The following is a 17,564-nucleotide window of genomic DNA, read 5'->3' as shown; positions in this document are numbered from 1 at the left end:
CGCACGAAGGCGCCCGGGACCGTGGTCCCGGGCGCCCCTGGCGCGGCGGTGCGGGCGGTCAGCTCCGGCGGCGGGAGCGGGTCACCTCGAAGTGATCGACGCGCTCGCCCGACTCGGCGAGGGCGGTGACCGCCATCCGGGGACGGGCGCCCGGGGTGACCTCGACGGCGAGGAACGAGTAGCCGGTGTAGCGGACCCGGGACCACTCGACGGTCTCCTTGGCCTTCGCCCGGCCCTTGACCCAGTGGTAGGTGTCCACGTGGTCCAGGTCCTTGACGTGGCCCTCGTAGCTGTCCGGCACGGGGAAGTCGTAGAGCGACTTCCCGGCCCCGCCGGCCGTCACGTACACGATGCCCTCGTGCGCGGCGTCCACGGTCTCCCCGATCGGGACCCGCTTCGCGACCCGACCGCCCTTGATGGCGTCGGTGCGCTCGTAGACGTGGTTGTGGCCGTTGACCACCAGGTCCACCTGGTGCTTCTCGAAGAGCGGCAGCCAGGCGTCGCGGACCCCGCCCTCGGAGGCGTGCGAGTTGGTGGTGGAGAACGCGCAGTGGTGGAAGAAGACCACCACGAAGTCGATGCCGACGGTGGCCCGGAGCTCACCGAGCCGGCGGTCCAGCCAGCGGGTCTGCCGGCCCTGCGTGTAGCCCGCGTTCGCCGGGATCTCGTAGGAGACGTCGTTGGCGTCCAGGGCGACGACGGCGACGTTGCCGTAGGTGAACGAGTAGATGCCGGGCGCCCGCTCCGGGTCCGGGCCGTTGGTCGGCAGCGACCAGCGGGCGGACTGGCCGCCGTAGCCGTTGGGCGAGTACCACGCCTCCATGTCGTGGTTGCCGGTGGTCACCATCCACGGCACCGACTTCGCGACGGTCTCCGTCTGGGCGAGGAACTGGTCCCAGGCGCGGGCGTCGTAGGTGTCGTGCTCGGATCCCTGGCCGTCCGGGTCGGCGTAGCAGATGTCGCCCGCGTGCAGGTGGAACGACGGGTTCTGGCCCAGGATCAACTGGTCGTTGGCGAGGGCGTGGTAGCTGACGCCCTGGTCACCGAAGGCGGTGAAGACGAACTTCTCGGCGCGCGCCGGCGCGGTGCGGAAGGTGCCGACGGTGGAGAAGTGACGCGGATCGGCCGGGTCGAAACCGTCGTGGCCGACGCCGTAGTAGTACGTGGTCCCCGGGCGCAGGCCGTCGAGCGCGGCGTGCAGGTAGAACTGGTCGACCGCCGGCAGCTTGGCCGACAGCGACGGGGTGTGCAGGTGGCGCACCTCGGCCGGCACCTTGCGGCCCAGGTCCCACGGCTTGACGCCGACCCTCAGGTACGGCCGCTTGACCGCGAACGGCACCTGCCAGCCGATGCGCATCTGGCTCCGCGGGTCCGCGCCGAAGGCGAGGTGACGGCCGAACGGGGCCACCAGGTGACCGTCGACGGCGGTGGTGGCGGGCGCGGACAGCAGCACCGGCCCGGCGGCCTGCGCGGCGGGCGCGGCGAGCAGGCCGCCCCCGGCGACCATGCCGGCGGTCACCGCGGAGCTGCGCAGCAGCCCCCGGCGGGTCAGCTTGGTGCGGAGGTACTCGTGTTGCTCGGGCATCGTCATCCGGGCCGCGAGCTGCTCCGGTATGCCGACGCGGGGGGTGTGCGAGGGCAGCGGGCGCTCCCCCCGGGGATGTGCAGTCATGTGGCCGAATCTCACAGTGCCGGCCGACGGTCGTGCGGCGCCGGGGTGAACGCGGGATGGCCGCTGCTCGTGCACCAGGCGACGATGTCCGCATGTCGGACGTTACGTGTCAATCACTGGGACGGAGAGTAGGGTCCAGGCATGTCTCGCAGCATTCGCCTCGCAGTGATCCCCGGTGACGGTATCGGCCAGGAAGTCGTGGCGCAGGGCCTGAAGGTCCTGACCGCGGTCCTCCCGCAGGACGTCAAGCTGGAAACCAAGGAATACGACCTCGGGGCCAAGCGCTGGCACCGGACCGGCGAGACCCTGCCGGACGCGGAGCTGGAGGCGCTCAAGCAGCACGACGCGATCCTGCTCGGCGCGATCGGCGACCCGACGGTGCCGTCCGGCGTCCTGGAGCGCGGGCTGCTGCTCAAACTCCGCTTCGCCTTCGACCACTTCGTCAACCTGCGCCCCTCGAAGCTGTTCCCGAACACCGCGACCCCGCTCGCCGGCCGCCCCGACATCGACTTCGTCGTCGTCCGCGAGGGCACCGAGGGCCCGTACACCGGCAACGGCGGCAGCCTGCGCACCGGCACCCCGGCCGAGGTCGCCACCGAGGTCAGCGTGAACACCGCCTACGGCGTGGAGCGGGTCGTCCGCGACGCCTACGAGCGGGCCAACGCCCGGCCCCGCAAGAAGCTGACGCTGGTCCACAAGAACAACGTCCTGGTCTACGCCGGCCACATGTGGAAGAAGATCTTCGACCGGGTCGGCCAGGAGTACCCCGACGTCACCACCGACTACCTGCACGTCGACGCGGCGACGATCTTCCTGGTCACCCAGCCCGAGCGGTTCGACGTGATCGTCACCGACAACCTCTTCGGCGACATCCTCACCGACCTCGCCGCGGCCGTCACCGGCGGCATCGGCCTGGCCGCCTCCGGGAACATCAACCCCACCGGCGACTTCCCGTCGATGTTCGAGCCCGTCCACGGCTCCGCACCGGACATCGCGGGCACCGGCAAGGCCGACCCGACCGCCACGATCCTCTCCGTCGCGCTGCTGCTGCGCCACCTCGGCTTCGAGGAGCAGGCCGCCCGCATCGAGGCGGAGGTGGCCACCGACCTGGAGGCCCGGGACGGTGCGGCCCGCACCACCGACGCGATCGGCGACGCCATCGCCGCACGCGTAGCGGGCTGACGCCCGACGCACCAGCAGCACCCCAGCGCCGGGCCGGTCCACGGTCCGGCGCTGTCCGCATTGACCCCGTCTGGGCTACCGGCGGGTTGGATGCCACCATCTGACGCGGGCCGCGCACACCGGTTCCGACGGCGGACACCCGCGAGCGATAATCGGACGAGGGGCCGCCGTGCGGCGGGAAAGTCGGACGTCCCAGTAACGACCGGTACGACCGACTACCCACAGTGCGCGCGGCCGCTCCCAACCCCTGGTGCCGTGAGCGGGCGACCTCCCCGACCCCCGGCCGTAGGGCTGGGCCGGTGACCCTCCGCAGCGCACGCTGGTGGGGGAGCGCCCCCAGGCATCGGACCACCGCAGTGAAGGACACGCATACATGACGACGCCGACGATCGAGCTCAAGCCCTCCTCGCACCCGCTGCCCGCGGCGGAGCGGGAGCAGATCCTGGCCGCCCCGGGCTTCGGCCGCCACTTCACCGACCACATGGTGACGATCAAGTGGACCGAGGGCCGGGGCTGGCACGACGGGCAGCTCGTGCCCTACGGGCCGCTCTCCCTCGACCCGGCGACCAACGTCCTGCACTACGCGCAGGAGATCTTCGAGGGCCTCAAGGCGTACCGCCAGCCCGACGGCAGCGTCGCCACTTTCCGCCCGGACGCCAACGCCCGCCGCTTCCAGGCGTCCGCCCGCCGGCTGGCCATGCCCGAGCTGCCGGTCGAGACCTTCATCGAGGCCTGCGACCTGCTGGTCCGGCAGGACAAGGACTGGGTGCCGGCGCACGGCGGCGAGGAGTCGCTGTACCTGCGCCCCTTCATGATCGCCACCGAGGTGGGGCTGGGCGTCAAGCCCGCCAGCGAGTACCTCTTCGTCGTGATCGCCTCGCCGGCCGGCGCGTACTTCCCCGGCGGCGTCAAGCCGGTCTCCATCTGGCTGTCCGAGGACCGGGTGCGGGCCGTCCCCGGCGGCATGGGCGACGCCAAGACCGGCGGCAACTACGCCGCGTCGCTGCTCGCCCAGGCCGAGGCCGCGGCGCGCGGCTGCGACCAGGTCGCCTACCTCGACGCGGTGGAGCACACCTGGGTCGAGGAGCTCGGCGGGATGAACCTCTACTTCGTCTACGGCGCTGCGGACAACGAGAAGCCGGTGATCGTCACCCCGAAGCTGACCGGTTCGCTGCTCGCCGGCGTCACCCGTGACTCCCTGCTCTCCGTCGCCCGCGACCTGGGCTTCGAGTCGGAGGAGGGGCGGGTCTCCATCGACCAGTGGCAGAACGACTCCGCCAACGGCACGCTCACCGAGGTGTTCGCCTGCGGCACCGCCGCGGTGATCACGCCGGTCGGCACGGTCAAGCGCGAGGGCGTCGAGTGGACCCAGTCCGGCGGCGAGCCGGGCAAGGTCACGCTGAAGCTGCGCGAGGCGCTGCTGGACATCCAGCGCGGGGTGACCGCCGACGAGCACGGCTGGATGCACTCCATCGGCTGACGCGTGGGCCCCTGGTCCGTACGCACGGCAAGGCCGCCCCGGCATCGTGCCGGGGCGGCCTTCGTCGATGCGCCGCGCGTCGCGGGCGGTGGTCAGCCGACCTTGGTGGGCGTCTCCGCGGCGGCGGGCGGCGCGGTGGCCGCGGCTGCGCGCAGCGGCGGGTCCGGGCGCGGCTGCCGGGCGATGAGCAGCAGGTAGACGAGCGCGGCGGTGGCGGCGGCCAGTAGGAAGCTCATGTCGATCCCGCCGGTGTACTTCAGCAGCGGCCCCTCGTAGGGGGAGCCCACGGCCAGCAGGCCGACCGCGGAGCCCAGGGCCCAGGCGAGGGTGGCCTGGACGTTCCAGCCGGCCTTGAACCAGTACACGCCGCCGACCGTGCCGCGGTTGTAGACCTGGAGCGAGTCCGGGTCGTAGACGCCGCGGCAGCGGACGAACCCGATCACGGTGATGACCGCCCACGGAGTGCCGATGGCGGTCATCAGCAGCACGAAGGCGGTCATCGCGTTCTGCGCGTCCCACAGGAAGTGGCCGACGTAGACGAGCGCGGTGGAGAGCGCGGCGACGACGTAGGTGGCCTGGGTGCGGGTGGCGCGCGGCAGGATCGCGTCCAGGTCCAGGCCCATGCTGTAGAGCATCAGGCCGGAGTTGCCGGCCGAGCCGGCGGAGGCGTTCAGCAGCAGGAAGACCAGGTACCACAGGGGTGCGCCGGCGACCAGCGGCCCGGCGTAGTCGGAGCCGGCGCCGACCGCGAGCGCGCTGAACGTGCCGAACAGCTGCGGCACCAGCAGACCGAGGACCAGACCTATGTAGGTGGCGCCGAAGACCGCCTTGGAGCGGTGCCGGCGGGGGGAGATGTAGCGGCTGTAGTCGCCGAGCAGGGTGATGAAGGCGATCGGGCCGCTCAGGCCGGCGGAGACCGCGGAGAGCAGCCAGGTCTGCCAGTAGCCGCCCAGCGCGTAGTGGACGCCGGGGATCGATCCGGTGCTGAAGTGGTGCGCGAAGGCGAAGACGCCGATCACCAGCAGGATCGTCAGGCCGACCGAGAGCACCTTGCTGAGCCGCAGCAGCACCTTGTAGCCGTAGACCGCGCCGATGGCGGTGGCGGCGGCCAGCACCGCGTAGACGATCGTGTACGCCGCCCCGTCGGCGGGCAGGCCGATGAGGCGGTGCAGACAGCCGACCATGGCGTCTCCGCCGACCCAGAGGGTCAGTGCGGTGTAGCCGAGCGAGAGCAGTAGGCCGATCACCGAGCCGATGAGGCGGCCGCGGACGCCGAAGAAGGCGCCGCTGCTGGTGGAGAGGTTGGTCGCGCTGCGCAGCGAGACCAGGGCGAGCGGTGCGGTCAGCAGCGCGCCGACCAGGGTGCCGGCGGCCAAGGAGCTCACCGAGCCCCAGAAGTCGAGGCCGAAGGAGACCGGTAGCCAGCCGAAGATCACAACGCCGAGTGCGAGGTTCGAGCCGAGAAGGATGGAGACGAGGTCGCGAGGCCTACTGGTGCGTTCCTCGTCCGGGATCGTGTCGACTCCGCGTTGTTCTATCGGCATGAGGCTCCCCTGAGAGGCCGGAACAGGTGTGAGAAGCGGTGCTGGGCGCGGTGCTCCGTCGTGGACAAGAGCTTCGTTCGGTGGTGTCTACGAAGCGCGGGCTCGCTGGTGCGAGATCATTTGAGTGATGCTCTAAAGACGATCAGTTCAAGCCATCTTCTAGAGCGACGCTCAATATGAAGCACGGGTGCTGCCTAGGTCAATGCTTTCGGAACGATGAATTCCAAGTTAGAGTGATGCTCAAATCGAGCGGGAGGAAGTGACAGGATGCGGCTCACCCCCACGGAACGCGACCGACTGTTGCTGTTCGGCGCGGCCGAACTGGCACGGGCGCGCCGGGCCCGCGGCCTGAAGCTCAACGTCCCCGAGGCGACCGCGTTGATCGCGGACACAGTCTGCGAGGCGGCGCGGGACGGGCGCCGCCTCGCTCAGGCCATCGAGGCGGCCCGCAGCGTGCTGGGCCCCGAGGATGTCCTGCCCGGGGTGGCCGACGTCGTCACCGAGGTGCACGTGGAGGCGGTCTTCGACGACGGCTCCCGGCTCGCGGTGGTCACCGACCCGATCGGCGCCGTACCCGCCGCACCGACCGGCGACGCGGCGCCGCTCGTGCCCGGCGCCGTACTGCCCGGCCCGGCCGATCCGGAGGCCGAACCCGCAGTGGTGATCTCCGTCCGCAACACGGCGGTCGTGCCGATCAGTGTCACCTCGCACTTCCACTTCTTCGAGGCCAACCCGCGGTTGGAGTTCGATCGTGCGGCCGCCTACGGCATGCGGTTGTGCGTGCCGGCGGGTTCGTCGGTGCGGTTTGATCCGGGTGGTGCGGCGGAGGTCGGTTTGGTGCCGATCGGTGGTGGGCGGGTCGCGATCGGGTTCGCGGGTCTGGTGGACGGACCGTTGGATGCGCCGGGGGCGAAGCGCGAGGCGCTGCGACGGGCTGTGGCCTGTGGCTACCTGGGAGCGGAGGAGCAGGCGTGAGCGCGAGCATCGACCCTTACGAGTACGCGTCGGTTCACGGTCCGCGTGCCGGTGATCGGGTGGTCCTGGGCGACTCCGGGCTGGTCGTCCGCGTCGAGTCGGACTCACAGAAGCCGGGTGAGGAGTTCCTGGCCGGTTTCGGCAAGACGGCCCGGGACGGGATGCATCTGAAGGCCGCGTCGCTGCGCGAGACGTGCGACGTCGTGATCAGCAACGTCCTGGTGATCGACGCGGTGCAGGGCATCCGCAAGACGTCGATCGGGATTCGTGAGGGTCGTATCCACGCGATCGGTCGGGCGGGTAATCCCGACACGCTCGACGGGGTCGACGTCGTGGTGGGCACGGGGACGTCGATCGTTTCCGGTGAGGGCATGATCGCCACGGCCGGCGCCGTGGACACCCACGTGCACCTGCTGTCGCCGCGGGTGATGGAGGCTTCGCTGGCTTCCGGCGTGACCACGATCATCGGGCAGGAGTTCGGCCCGGTCTGGGGGGTCGGGGTGAACTCGCCGTGGGCGTTGCGGCACGCGTTCAACGCCTTCGACGCCTGGCCGGTCAACATCGGCTTTCTGGGCCGTGGTTCGTCGTCCGGTGAGGCGCCGTTGGTCGAGGCGTTGGCCGAGGGGGGCGCGCTGGGGTTCAAGGTGCACGAGGACATGGGTGCGCACGCCCGGGCTCTGGACACCGCGTTGCGGGTGGCCGAGGAGTACGACGTGCAGGTCGCGTTGCACAGTGACGGTCTGAACGAGTGCCTGACGGTCGAGGACACCCTGCGCGTGTTGGACGGGCGGACCATTCACGCCTTCCACATCGAGGGGTGTGGTGGCGGGCACGTGCCGAACGTGTTGAAGATGGCCGGTGTACCGAACGTGATCGGTTCGTCGACCAATCCGACGCTGCCGTTCGGGCGGGACGCGGTGGCCGAGCACTACGGCATGATCGTGTCGGTTCATGATCTGAAGACGGATCTGCCCGGTGACGCGGCGATGGCCCGGGATCGGATTCGGGCCGGCACCATGGGCGCGGAGGACGTGCTGCACGACCTCGGCGCGATCGGCATCACCTCCTCCGACGCCCAGGGGATGGGGCGGGCCGGTGAGACGGTGCGGCGCACCTTCGCGATGGCCGGGAAGATGAAGGCCGAGTTGGGTCCGATGGACGGCGACGGCGCACATGACGACAACGCGCGTGTTCTGCGGTATGTCGCGAAGCTGACGATCAATCCGGCGATCGCGCACGGTCTGTCGCATGAGATCGGGTCGATCGAGGTCGGCAAGATGGCGGACGTGGTGTTGTGGAAACCGCAGTTCTTCGGTGCCAAGCCACAGTTGGTGCTGAAGTCCGGTTTCCCGGCCTACGGCGTGACCGGTGATCCCAATGCGGCTACCGACACGTGTGAACCGTTGGTGTTGGGGCCGCAGTTCGGTGCGCACGGGGCGACGCCCGCCGAGATCTCGGTGGCCTTCGTCGCCGGAGCCGCGGTCGCGCAGGGCAACGACGGCATGCCCACCCGCCGCCGCCGCGTCGCGGTCCGCGGCACCCGCGGCATCGGCCCCCGCAACCTCATCCACAACGCCCGGGTCGGCGACGTCCAAGTCGATGAACGCACCGGACTGGTCACCCTCGACGGCGACCCCATGCGCTCCGAACCCGCCGACACCGTCTCCCTGTCCAGGCTCTACTTCCTCTGACGCGCCCGCCGCAGCCCGGCCCGCACCGACGAGACTCCGCCGACCACGCCCGGGGCCGCCGTACCACCCACTCCGTAACACTGTTACAGACGCACCGGTACACGGCCCCGCCCACCACCTTCCGCTCCGCGACCCCCGCGCACACCACCCGAGGACCGAGGACCCCGTATGAACACGCCCGCCGCCGACGGCTTCCGCATGCCCCCCGAGTGGGCCCCGCACGAGCGCACCTGGATGGCCTGGCCCGGCCCCAACTTCACCTTCGGCACCGAAGACGGCGACACCCTCGCCGAGTCCCGCGCCGCCTGGGCCGCGGTCGCCCGCGCCGTCCGACAGTACGAACCGGTCACCGTGGTCGCCGGCCCCGGCCAGCTGGAAGGCGCCCGCGCCCTGCTCGGCGACGACATCGACCTGGTCGAACGCCCCCTCGACGACGCCTGGATGCGCGACATCGGCCCCACCTTCCTCACCAACGACCAGGGCGAACTCGCCGCCGTGGACTGGGTGTTCAACGGCTGGGGCGCCCAGGAATGGGCCGCCTGGAACCGCGACGCGAAGATAGCCGAACAGGTCTCCGACCTCGCCGGCGCCCGCCGCTACGCCACCTCACTCGTCAACGAGGGCGGCGGCATCCACGTCGACGGCGAGGGCACCGTGCTCCTCACCGAAACCGTGCAGCTCGACCCGGGCCGCAACCCCGGCCGCACCAAGGAAGAGGTCGAGGCCGAGATCCACGCCCACCTCGGCACCACCAAGGCCATCTGGCTGCCCCGCGGCCTCTACGCCGACTACGGCCAGTTCGGCACCCGCGGCCACGTGGACATCGTCGCCGCCTTCGCCCGCCCCGGCGTGGTGATGGTCCACACCCAGCCCAACCCCGACCACCCCGACCACGCGATCTGCAACGAGATCGTCAAGGCACTGCGCGCGTCCACCGACGCCCGGGGCCGCCAGTTGGAGGTGGTGGAGGTCCCGGCCCCCACCGTCATCAAGGAGGACGGCGAACTCGTCGACTACTCCTACATCAACCACCTGCAGTGCAACGACGGCATCGTCCTGTGCGCCTTCGACGACCCGCGCGACGAGGAAGCGGCCGCGATCTTCCGCCGGCTGTTCCCCGGCCGCACCGTCACCCTGGTGGACGCCCGTACGATCTTCGCAGCGGGTGGCGGCATCCACTGCATCACCCAGCAGCAACCAAAGGTCTGAGGCACCTCTGACCCACCGCCCGTCCCTACCCCGGAGGCCCCCGTGCCCGGACCCGTACGCCGCCCCCGGCGGCGGCTCAGCCAGCCGCGCGAACAGGTGCTGGCCGCGGCGATGGCCACCATCGCCGCCGAGGGACTGGACCGGCTCACCATGGCGGGACTGGGCCGCGAGGTCGGCATGAGCAGCGGCCACATCCTCTACTACTTCGGTACCAAGGACGAACTGCTGCTACAGACCCTCCAGTGGAGCGAGGAGCAGCTCGGCGCCGAACGCCGAGCCGCCCTCGCCCGCCGCGGCCCCGTCCGCGAGCGCCTGGACGCCCTCGTCGACCTCTACCTCCCCGTAGGCCACCGCGACCCCCGCTGGACGCTGTGGCTGGAGGTCTGGGTCCGCTCCCAGAACGCCGACGACGAGACCCGCGAACGCCAACTCGACCTGGAGCTCGCCTGGCACCGCGACCTGGTCGCCCTCCTCGTCGAGGGCGCCTCCAAGGGCGAGTTCCGGGCCGTCGACGCGGAACGCTTCGCCACCCGCACCCGCGCCCTCCTCGACGGCTTCGGCACCCACCTCGTCGTCGGCCTCCCCGGCACCGACCGCGCCCAGGTGGGCCGCGAGGTCCGCCAGTTCCTCGACGAAGGACTCACCCCGCCGACGGACTGACCGCCCCGACCGACCCACCACCCGGCCCGACCGACCCACCACCCGCCCGGCCGTTGACGCCCCGCGCCCGTGACCACAACGCACGCAAGTACGCGCGATCGTTGCCGCCCCGACCCTTGCCCAGCACGCCGCTCTCGGCGACCGTGATCGGCTATGGGACGAGAGCAATGGAAGAAGATCTGGGTCGGCTCCGCCGGCAACATGGTCGAGTGGTTCGACTGGTTCGTCTACGCCAGCTTCGCGGTGTACTTCGCCGACGCGTTCTTCCCCAAGGGGAACGACACCGCCAACCTCATGAACACCATGGGGATCTTCGCCGTCGGCTTCTTCATGCGCCCGGTCGGCGGCTGGCTGCTCGGCCGGGTCGGTGACCGCCGGGGACGCAAGGCCGCGCTCACCCTGACCGTGACCCTGATGTCCGCCTCGGCCGTCCTCATCGCCGTCGCCCCGACCTACGCGGTCGCCGGCTACGGCGGCATCGCCGTGCTCCTCGTGGCCCGGATGCTCCAGGGCCTCTCCGTCGGCGGCGAGTACGCCGCCAGCGCCACCTACCTCACCGAAGCCTCCGCCCCCGACCGCCGCGGCTTCGCCTCCAGCTTCCAGTACGTGTCGATGACCGCCGGCCAACTGCTGGGCCTGGGCCTGCAGATCATCCTCCAGCGCAGCATGTCCGAACAGGCACTGCACAGCTGGGCCTGGCGCATCCCCTTCATCGTCGGCGCACTCGGCGCCGGCATCGTCTTCTACCTGCGCCGCAATATGCTGGAGACCGACGTCTACGCCGACGACGACCACGCCCAGACCGACCCCGACCGCGGCACCATGAAGGCCCTGTGGGCCCACAGGCGCGAGGCGTTCCTCGTCATCGCCCTCACCATGGGCGGCACCGTCGCCTACTACACGTACACCACCTACCTCACCAAGTACCTCTCCGGCACCGCCGGCCTGTCCAAGCCCACCGCCTCCCTGGTCAGCTTCTGCGCACTGTTCCTCTTCATGTGCCTCCAGCCGCTGGCCGGCCGGCTCTCGGACCGGATCGGCCGCCGCCCGCTGCTCATCACCTTCGCGATCGGCTCGACCTTCCTCACCGTGCCGATCATGACGCTGCTCAAGCACGCCGGCTCCTTCTGGCCGGCGCTCGGCCTGTCCATGCTGGCCCTGGTCGTGGTCACCGGCTACACCTCGATCAACGCCTGCGTGAAGGCCGAACTCTTCCCCACCGGCATCCGCGCCCTGGGCGTCGCCCTGCCGTACGCCATCGCCAACGCGCTCTTCGGAGGCACCGCCGAGTACGTCGCCCTCTGGTTCAAGAACGGCGGCATCGAGTCCGGCTTCTACTGGTACGTCTCCGGCTGCGCGGCGGTCTCCCTGATCGTCTACCTGACCATGCGCGAGACCCGCACCATCGACCTGCAACGGCTCGGCAGGGACGCCGGCGACGGCACCACGGACCGCGTGCTCGCATCCTGAGACGGACCGGGGCACGGGGGCGGTCGTGTGCCAGACTGCCCCCGTGCTCACGTTCGCCATGATTATTGGCAGCAGGCGCGCCGGTCCGCAGTGACCGCCCGTACGACCCCCGTACGGTGCGGCCATCGTCGTCCCAGACCCGCGCGCAGACCTCTCGCACCCGCGAGGGGTCTTTTCGTTTCCCGGACCCACCCGACGCCGGGAGCGCAGCGCGCGGGATCATGGAGGGACGGTGGAACCGGGCATTCCGGTAGACCGAGACCCGACAGGAGCCAGACCAGCATGACGGACGCACCCGAAGCCGCCGTCTCCGACGACTTCCACGTTTTCGACACCACGCTGCGCGACGGCGCACAGCGCGAGGGCATCAACCTGACCGTCGCCGACAAGCTGACCCTCGCCCGGCACCTGGACGACTACGGCGTCGGCTTCATCGAGGGCGGCTGGCCGGGCGCCAACCCGCGGGACACCGAGTTCTTCCAACGCGCCCGCGCCGAACTCGACCTCCAACACGCCCAACTGGTCGCCTTCGGCGCCACCCGCAAGGCCGGCGTCCGGGTCGAGGACGACCCCCAGGTCGCCGCACTGCTGGACTCGCAGGCCCCGGTCATCACCCTCGTCGCCAAGTCCCACCTCGGCCACGTCGAACTGGCGCTGCGCACCACGCCCGAGGAGAACCTCGCCATGGTCCGCGACACCGTCGCGCACCTGCGCTCCCACGGCCGCCGGGTCTTCCTCGACTGCGAGCACTTCTTCGACGGCTACGCCCTGGACCCGGCCTACGCCAAGCAGGTCGTGCGCACCGCCAGCGACGCCGGCGCCGACGTCGTCGTGCTCTGCGACACCAACGGCGGGATGCTCCCGGCACAGGTGACCGCGGTCGTCCGCACCGTCCTCGCCGACACCGGCGCCCGACTCGGCATCCACGCCCAGGACGACACCGGCTGCGCCGTCGCCAACACCCTGGCCGCGGTCGACGCCGGTGCCACCCACGTCCAGTGCACCGCCAACGGCTACGGCGAACGCGTCGGCAACTCCAACCTCTTCCCGGTCGTCGCCGCCCTGGAGCTGAAGTACGGCCGGCAGGTGCTGCCGCCCGGCAAGCTCACCGAGACCACCCGCATCTCGCACGCCATCGCCGAGGTCGTCAACCTCACCCCGTCCACCCACCAGCCCTACGTCGGGGTCTCCGCGTTCGCCCACAAGGCCGGACTGCACGCCTCCGCGATCAAGGTGGACCCGGACCTCTACCAGCACATCGACCCCGCCCTGGTCGGCAACACCATGCGGATGCTGGTCTCCGACATGGCCGGCCGCGCCTCCATCGAGCTCAAGGGCAAGGAACTCGGGATCGACCTGAGCGACGACCGCGAACTGGTCGGCCGGGTCGTCGCGCGGGTCAAGGAACGGGAACTGGCGGGCTACACCTACGAGGCCGCGGACGCCTCGTTCGAGCTGCTGCTCCGCGAAGAAGCGGGCGGCAAGCAGCTGCGCTACTTCACCGTCGAGTCCTGGCGCGCGATCGTCGAGGACCGCCCGGACGGCACCCACGCCAACGAGGCGACCGTGAAGCTCTGGGCCAAGGGCGAGCGGATCGTGGCCACCGCCGAGGGCAACGGCCCGGTCAACGCGCTGGACCGGGCGCTGCGGGTCGCCCTGGAGCGGATCTACCCGCAACTCGCCACGATGGAACTGGTGGACTACAAGGTCCGCATCCTGGAGGGCGCCCTGGGCACCGGCTCGATCACCCGGGTCCTGGTCTCCACCAGCGACGGCCGCGGCGAATGGTCCACCGTCGGCGTCGCCGAGAACGTCATCGCGGCGTCCTGGCAGGCACTGGACGACGCCTACGCCTACGGGCTGCTGCGGGCCGGAGTCGAGCCCCAGGACTGACCGGCCCCCCTCGTCGCGCGCCCGCGGGCCACGGTTGTCCACAGGCGCCGGCGAGGAACGGCGCGGAGGGCTACCTTCGCCGCATGCGCGGTGGAGGTGGGGGAGGGGCCTGGCCGCGCGGGTGGGAGCCCACCGGGGGTGGGGGCTTGCTCTGGTCTCCTTGGGGGTGGGGATTCCTCCGGTTGGGGAGAGGGAGGGGCCCTGCCCGGAATGCGGCCGAGGCCCATCCCCTCCAACCACCCCCACCCCCTCAGCCCGCCTTCACCGCCGAGATGTCGAACGTCAGCTTGACCTTGTCGCTGACCATTACGCCGCCGGTCTCCAGCGCCGCGTTCCAGGTCAGGCCCCACTCGGAGCGCAGGATCTCGGCGTTGCCCTCGAAGCCGACGCGCTGGGCGCCGTAGACGTCGGTGGCCGCGCCGTTGAACGCCAGGTCGATGGCGAGCGGGCGGGTGACGTCCTTGATCGTGAGGTCGCCGGTGATGCGGTAGGTCTCGGCGTCCAGTTGCTCGACGGCGCTGGAGCGGAAGGACATCAGGGGGAACTGCTCGGCGTCGAAGAAGTCGGGGCTCTTGAGGTGCCCGTCGCGGTCGCCGATGCCGGTGTCGATGCTGGCGATCTTGACGTCGATGTGGGCGGTGGACGCGGCCGGGTTGCTGCCGTCCAGCGTCAGTACGCCCTCGTGCTCGCCGAAGGAACCGCGGACGTTGGTGACCATCGCGTGCCGGACGGTGAAGCCGATGCTGCTGTGGGCCGGGTCGATGGTGTAGTCGCCGGTCAGGGCGGCCAGTGCGGGGTCCACGTCCAGGACGGCGGCGGGGGCGGCGGCGGGTGCGGGGGCGGTGGGGCGCTTGCGGAACAGCGACATGGGGTTCTCCTCGGGGACGGAGCGGGGGAGGGGCGGGCGGCGCGTGCCGCCGGTCGTCGAACGCGTCGAGCCGACCCCATCGTCGACTTGGTTTAACGTTCAACGAGATTCACGGTAGCGGGATCTCGTTCAACTTTCAACCGTTCTCCGTCAGGGTTCCCCCGAATGGGTGTCGACGTCGCGCCCCGGCGCGGTCATTGCCGCCCCGTGCGCCCCCGTGCTAGACCATCGGGAACTCCCAAGTGCGCAGCGCCACCGCCCAGTTGACGCCACGGAGAGGAGCGACCATGTCGCCCGCAGCCGCCCCGCCCCCCTGGTCGCGCCGGGGCTTCCTCACCGCCTCCGGCGCGAGCGCCATGGCGCTCGCCCTGGGCGCACAGGCCGGCCGCACCCCCGCCGCGGCCGCCCCCCACACCACCAGCGCCGCCCCCGGCGACCCCTTCACCACGCTCCGCCGCCGCTGGTGCGACCTCGCCCTCGGCACCGGCTACGACCCGGGCGCCGCCCCCTACGCCACCGCCCTCCGCGAGACCGGCGACCTGGCCACCCGCTACCAGCGCACCCTGGCCCCCGCCGCCGACTCGCTGTGGCCCGACAGCCCCTACGACCCGCCCTCCGGCATCACCCGCAGCTACGACCGGCTCGCCACCATGGCCCTCGCGCACGCCCAGCCCGGGACCGGCCGCACCGGCGACCCGGACCTCGCCACCGCCGTCCGCACCGGCCTCGACCACCTCGACCGCACCGTCTACCACCCCGCCACCACCCCCTACGGCAACTGGTGGGAATGGCAGATCGGCAGCCCCAAGCTCCTCCTCGACACCCTCGCCGTCCTCGACGAACACCTCCCCGGCGGCGCCGGCGACGACCTCCGCGCCCGCTGCCTCGCCGCCGTCGACCACTTCGTCCCCGACCGCGCCCTCGGCCCGTACACCGGCACCAGCACCGGCGCCAACCGCGTCGACCTCTGCCGCGTCGTGGCCCTCCGCGGCGTCCTCGGCCGCGCCCCCGCCAAGATCGCCCTGGCCCGCGACGCCCTCTCCCCGGTCTTCCCGTACGTCACCCGGGGCGACGGCCTCTACGCCGACGGCTCCTTCGTCCAGCACACCTGGGTCGCCTACTCCGGCACCTACGGCGCCGTCCTGCTCGACGGCCTCGGCCGTCTCTTCACCCTGCTGCGCGGCTCCGCCTGGGAGGTCACCGACCCCCGTCGGCAGATCGTCCTCGACAGCGTCGAGGACGCCTACGCCCCGCTGCTCCACGACGGCCTGATGATGGACAGCGTCAACGGCCGCGCCATCAGCCGCGGCCACCTCCGCGGCGACGCACGCCACGTGCTGCGCAGCGACCACTACCACGGCCACGCCCTGATCGCCGCCGTCGCGCTGCTCGCCGAGGGCGCCGGCAGCGCCGAACGTGACCGCTGGCACGCCATGATCAAGGGCTGGATCGTCCGCGACCGCACCCTGCCGGTGCTCACCGACCGGCAGTACGCCGTCGCCGACCTCGCCCGCCTCGCCGCCATCGACGCCGGCCCCGCACCCGCCGCCCCCGAACCCGTCGGCCACCGCCTCTTCCCCGCCATGGACCGCGCCGTCCACCGCCGCCCCGGCTTCACCGCCGCCCTGGCCATGGCCTCTGACCGCATCACCTACTACGAGAACGGCAACGGCGAGAACCGGCGCGGCTGGCACACCGGCGCCGGAATGCTCTACTGGTGGCCCGCGGGCCGGGCGGGCGACCAGTACACCGACGCCTTCTGGCCCACCGTCGACCCCTACCGCCTCCCCGGCACCACCGTCTCCACCCGACGGCTGGCCGACAACGAGGGCGGCGGCTGGGGCGAACCCAAACCCGCCGCCCGCTGGGTCGGCGGCACCACCGACGGCACCTACGCCGCCGTCGGCCAGGACCTGCGCGGCCTCGCCTCCACCCTCACCGCCCGCAAGTCCTGGTTCGCCCTCGCCGACTGCGTGGTCTGCCTCGGCGCCGGCATCACCGCCCGCGACGGCGTCCCCGTCGAAACCGTCGTCGACAACCGCAACCTGGGCGAGCGCGGCACCGCCACCCTCACCGTCGACGGGACGCCCCAGCCCACCGCCCCCGGCCGCCGCACCGTCCGCCGGCGCGCCCACTGGGCCCACCTCGCCGGCCACGGCGGCTACGTCTTCCCCGGCGGCGCCGCCCTCCAGCTACTCCGCGAGGACCGCACCGGCCACTGGTCCGACATCAACACCACCTCCACCACCACCCCCTACACCCGCCGCTACGTCACCCTCTGGCACGACCACGGCACCGACCCCACCGACGCCGCCCACGCCTACCTCCTGATGCCGGGCGCCACCCGCCGCGCCCTCGCCGCCCGCGCCGCCGACCGGCACTGGCTGAGGGTCCTCGCCAACGACGCCGACCGCCAGGCGATCGCCGTGGACCCGCTCGGCGTAACCGCCGCCAACTTCTGGCGGGCCGGCACCGCGGGCCCGCTCACCGCCGACGGCCCGGCCAGCGTCCTGGTTCGCGAACGGCGCACCCCCGGCCGGCACGACAGGACCGCAACCGTGTGCGCCGCGGCCCCCACCCGCACCGGCGACCCCCTGGAACTCATCTGGTCCCGGCCGGTCCGCGCGGTCCTGCGCCACGACCCGGACGTCACCGTCCTGGCCGCCGACGACGCCCTCCACCTGCGGCTGGACCCCGGCACCGCCTGCGCCACGCTGACCTGCACCGTGCTGCTGCGCTGACCGGCCCGGCCCGCCGCAAACCATCGGACGACACACCGTCACCCGGGTGGCGTTTGTCGGCACCGCACAGACGCTGGACACCGCGTCCACCCCGCCACGGCCCAGCAGTCGCGCCGCGTGCAGCGCGGTTCTGTACCGCCTGCCCACGAAATCGCGCTCGACGTTGTACGAAACCGACA

At 71.6% G+C, this 17,564-nt stretch carries 12 protein-coding genes; 9 read left to right on the top strand and 3 right to left on the bottom strand.

What is annotated here, in order from left to right:
- Positions 1-58: 58 nt before the first annotated feature.
- On the bottom strand, positions 59-1,672 hold the full coding sequence (locus ACLJT4_RS18020) for a purple acid phosphatase family protein (RefSeq protein ID WP_411123294.1): 1,614 nt from the start codon (positions 1,670-1,672) through the stop codon (positions 59-61).
- 141 nt (positions 1,673-1,813) lie between these two features.
- Here ACLJT4_RS18020 and ACLJT4_RS18015 point away from each other — a divergent pair, with 141 nt between their 5' ends.
- Together ACLJT4_RS18015 and ACLJT4_RS18010 are read left to right on the top strand one after the other, a co-directional pair.
- Entirely contained in the window at positions 1,814-2,854 is a 1,041-nt protein-coding gene (locus tag ACLJT4_RS18015) for a 3-isopropylmalate dehydrogenase (RefSeq protein WP_233658472.1), read from the top strand.
- A gap of 373 nt (positions 2,855-3,227) precedes the next feature.
- Positions 3,228-4,334 carry a branched-chain amino acid aminotransferase gene (locus ACLJT4_RS18010; protein ID WP_411123293.1) on the top strand — a complete coding sequence of 369 codons (1,107 nt, stop codon included), beginning with the start codon at positions 3,228-3,230 and terminating at the stop codon, positions 4,332-4,334.
- Positions 4,335-4,426: 92 nt separating this feature from the next.
- Here ACLJT4_RS18010 and ACLJT4_RS18005 read toward each other — a convergent pair whose 3' ends face one another.
- A complete protein-coding gene (locus ACLJT4_RS18005) occupies positions 4,427-5,878 on the bottom strand; it encodes a cytosine permease (RefSeq protein ID WP_411123292.1) in 1,452 nt (483 codons plus the stop codon).
- A gap of 267 nt (positions 5,879-6,145) precedes the next feature.
- Between ACLJT4_RS18005 and ureA the strand changes: the two genes are divergently transcribed.
- From ureA to cimA, 6 genes are all read left to right on the top strand, one after another.
- Positions 6,146-6,853, top strand: a complete 708-nt coding sequence (ureA, locus tag ACLJT4_RS18000) for an urease subunit gamma (protein WP_411123291.1) — start codon at positions 6,146-6,148, stop codon at positions 6,851-6,853.
- An 8-nt stretch (positions 6,854-6,861) separates the two neighbouring features.
- Positions 6,862-8,544, top strand: a complete 1,683-nt coding sequence (locus tag ACLJT4_RS17995; RefSeq protein WP_275467567.1) for an urease subunit alpha — start codon at positions 6,862-6,864, stop codon at positions 8,542-8,544.
- Positions 8,545-8,712: 168 nt separating this feature from the next.
- On the top strand, positions 8,713-9,753 hold the full coding sequence (locus ACLJT4_RS17990; RefSeq protein WP_411123290.1) for an agmatine/peptidylarginine deiminase: 1,041 nt from the start codon (positions 8,713-8,715) through the stop codon (positions 9,751-9,753).
- A gap of 42 nt (positions 9,754-9,795) precedes the next feature.
- On the top strand, positions 9,796-10,413 hold the full coding sequence (locus ACLJT4_RS17985; RefSeq protein ID WP_233658476.1) for a TetR/AcrR family transcriptional regulator: 618 nt from the start codon (positions 9,796-9,798) through the stop codon (positions 10,411-10,413).
- A gap of 153 nt (positions 10,414-10,566) precedes the next feature.
- The gene (locus ACLJT4_RS17980; protein ID WP_411123289.1) at positions 10,567-11,883 is read left to right on the top strand and encodes an MFS transporter; all 1,317 of its coding nucleotides are present in this window, start codon (positions 10,567-10,569) and stop codon (positions 11,881-11,883) included.
- 282 nt (positions 11,884-12,165) lie between these two features.
- Positions 12,166-13,776 (top strand): citramalate synthase, encoded by a 1,611-nt coding sequence (cimA, locus tag ACLJT4_RS17975; protein WP_411123288.1) that lies wholly within the window; start codon positions 12,166-12,168, stop codon positions 13,774-13,776.
- A 250-nt stretch (positions 13,777-14,026) separates the two neighbouring features.
- On the opposite strand, the gene ACLJT4_RS17970 is transcribed toward cimA, so the two are convergent.
- Complete coding sequence (locus ACLJT4_RS17970; protein ID WP_411123287.1) at positions 14,027-14,644, bottom strand: YceI family protein; 618 nt, start codon at positions 14,642-14,644, stop codon at positions 14,027-14,029.
- A gap of 287 nt (positions 14,645-14,931) precedes the next feature.
- On the opposite strand from ACLJT4_RS17970, the gene ACLJT4_RS17965 reads away from it, so the two are divergent.
- Positions 14,932-17,385: a polysaccharide lyase 8 family protein gene (locus ACLJT4_RS17965; protein ID WP_411123286.1), complete on the top strand. Its 2,454-nt coding sequence runs from the start codon at positions 14,932-14,934 to the stop codon at positions 17,383-17,385.
- Positions 17,386-17,564: the final 179 nt, after the last annotated feature.

It is taken from the genome of Streptomyces sp. x-19, from assembly GCF_046549115.1.
Classification (GTDB): domain Bacteria; phylum Actinomycetota; class Actinomycetes; order Streptomycetales; family Streptomycetaceae; genus Streptomyces; species Streptomyces albulus_C.
Note: the sequence above shows the minus strand (reverse complement) of the source record. Positions and strands in the feature narration are given on the sequence as shown.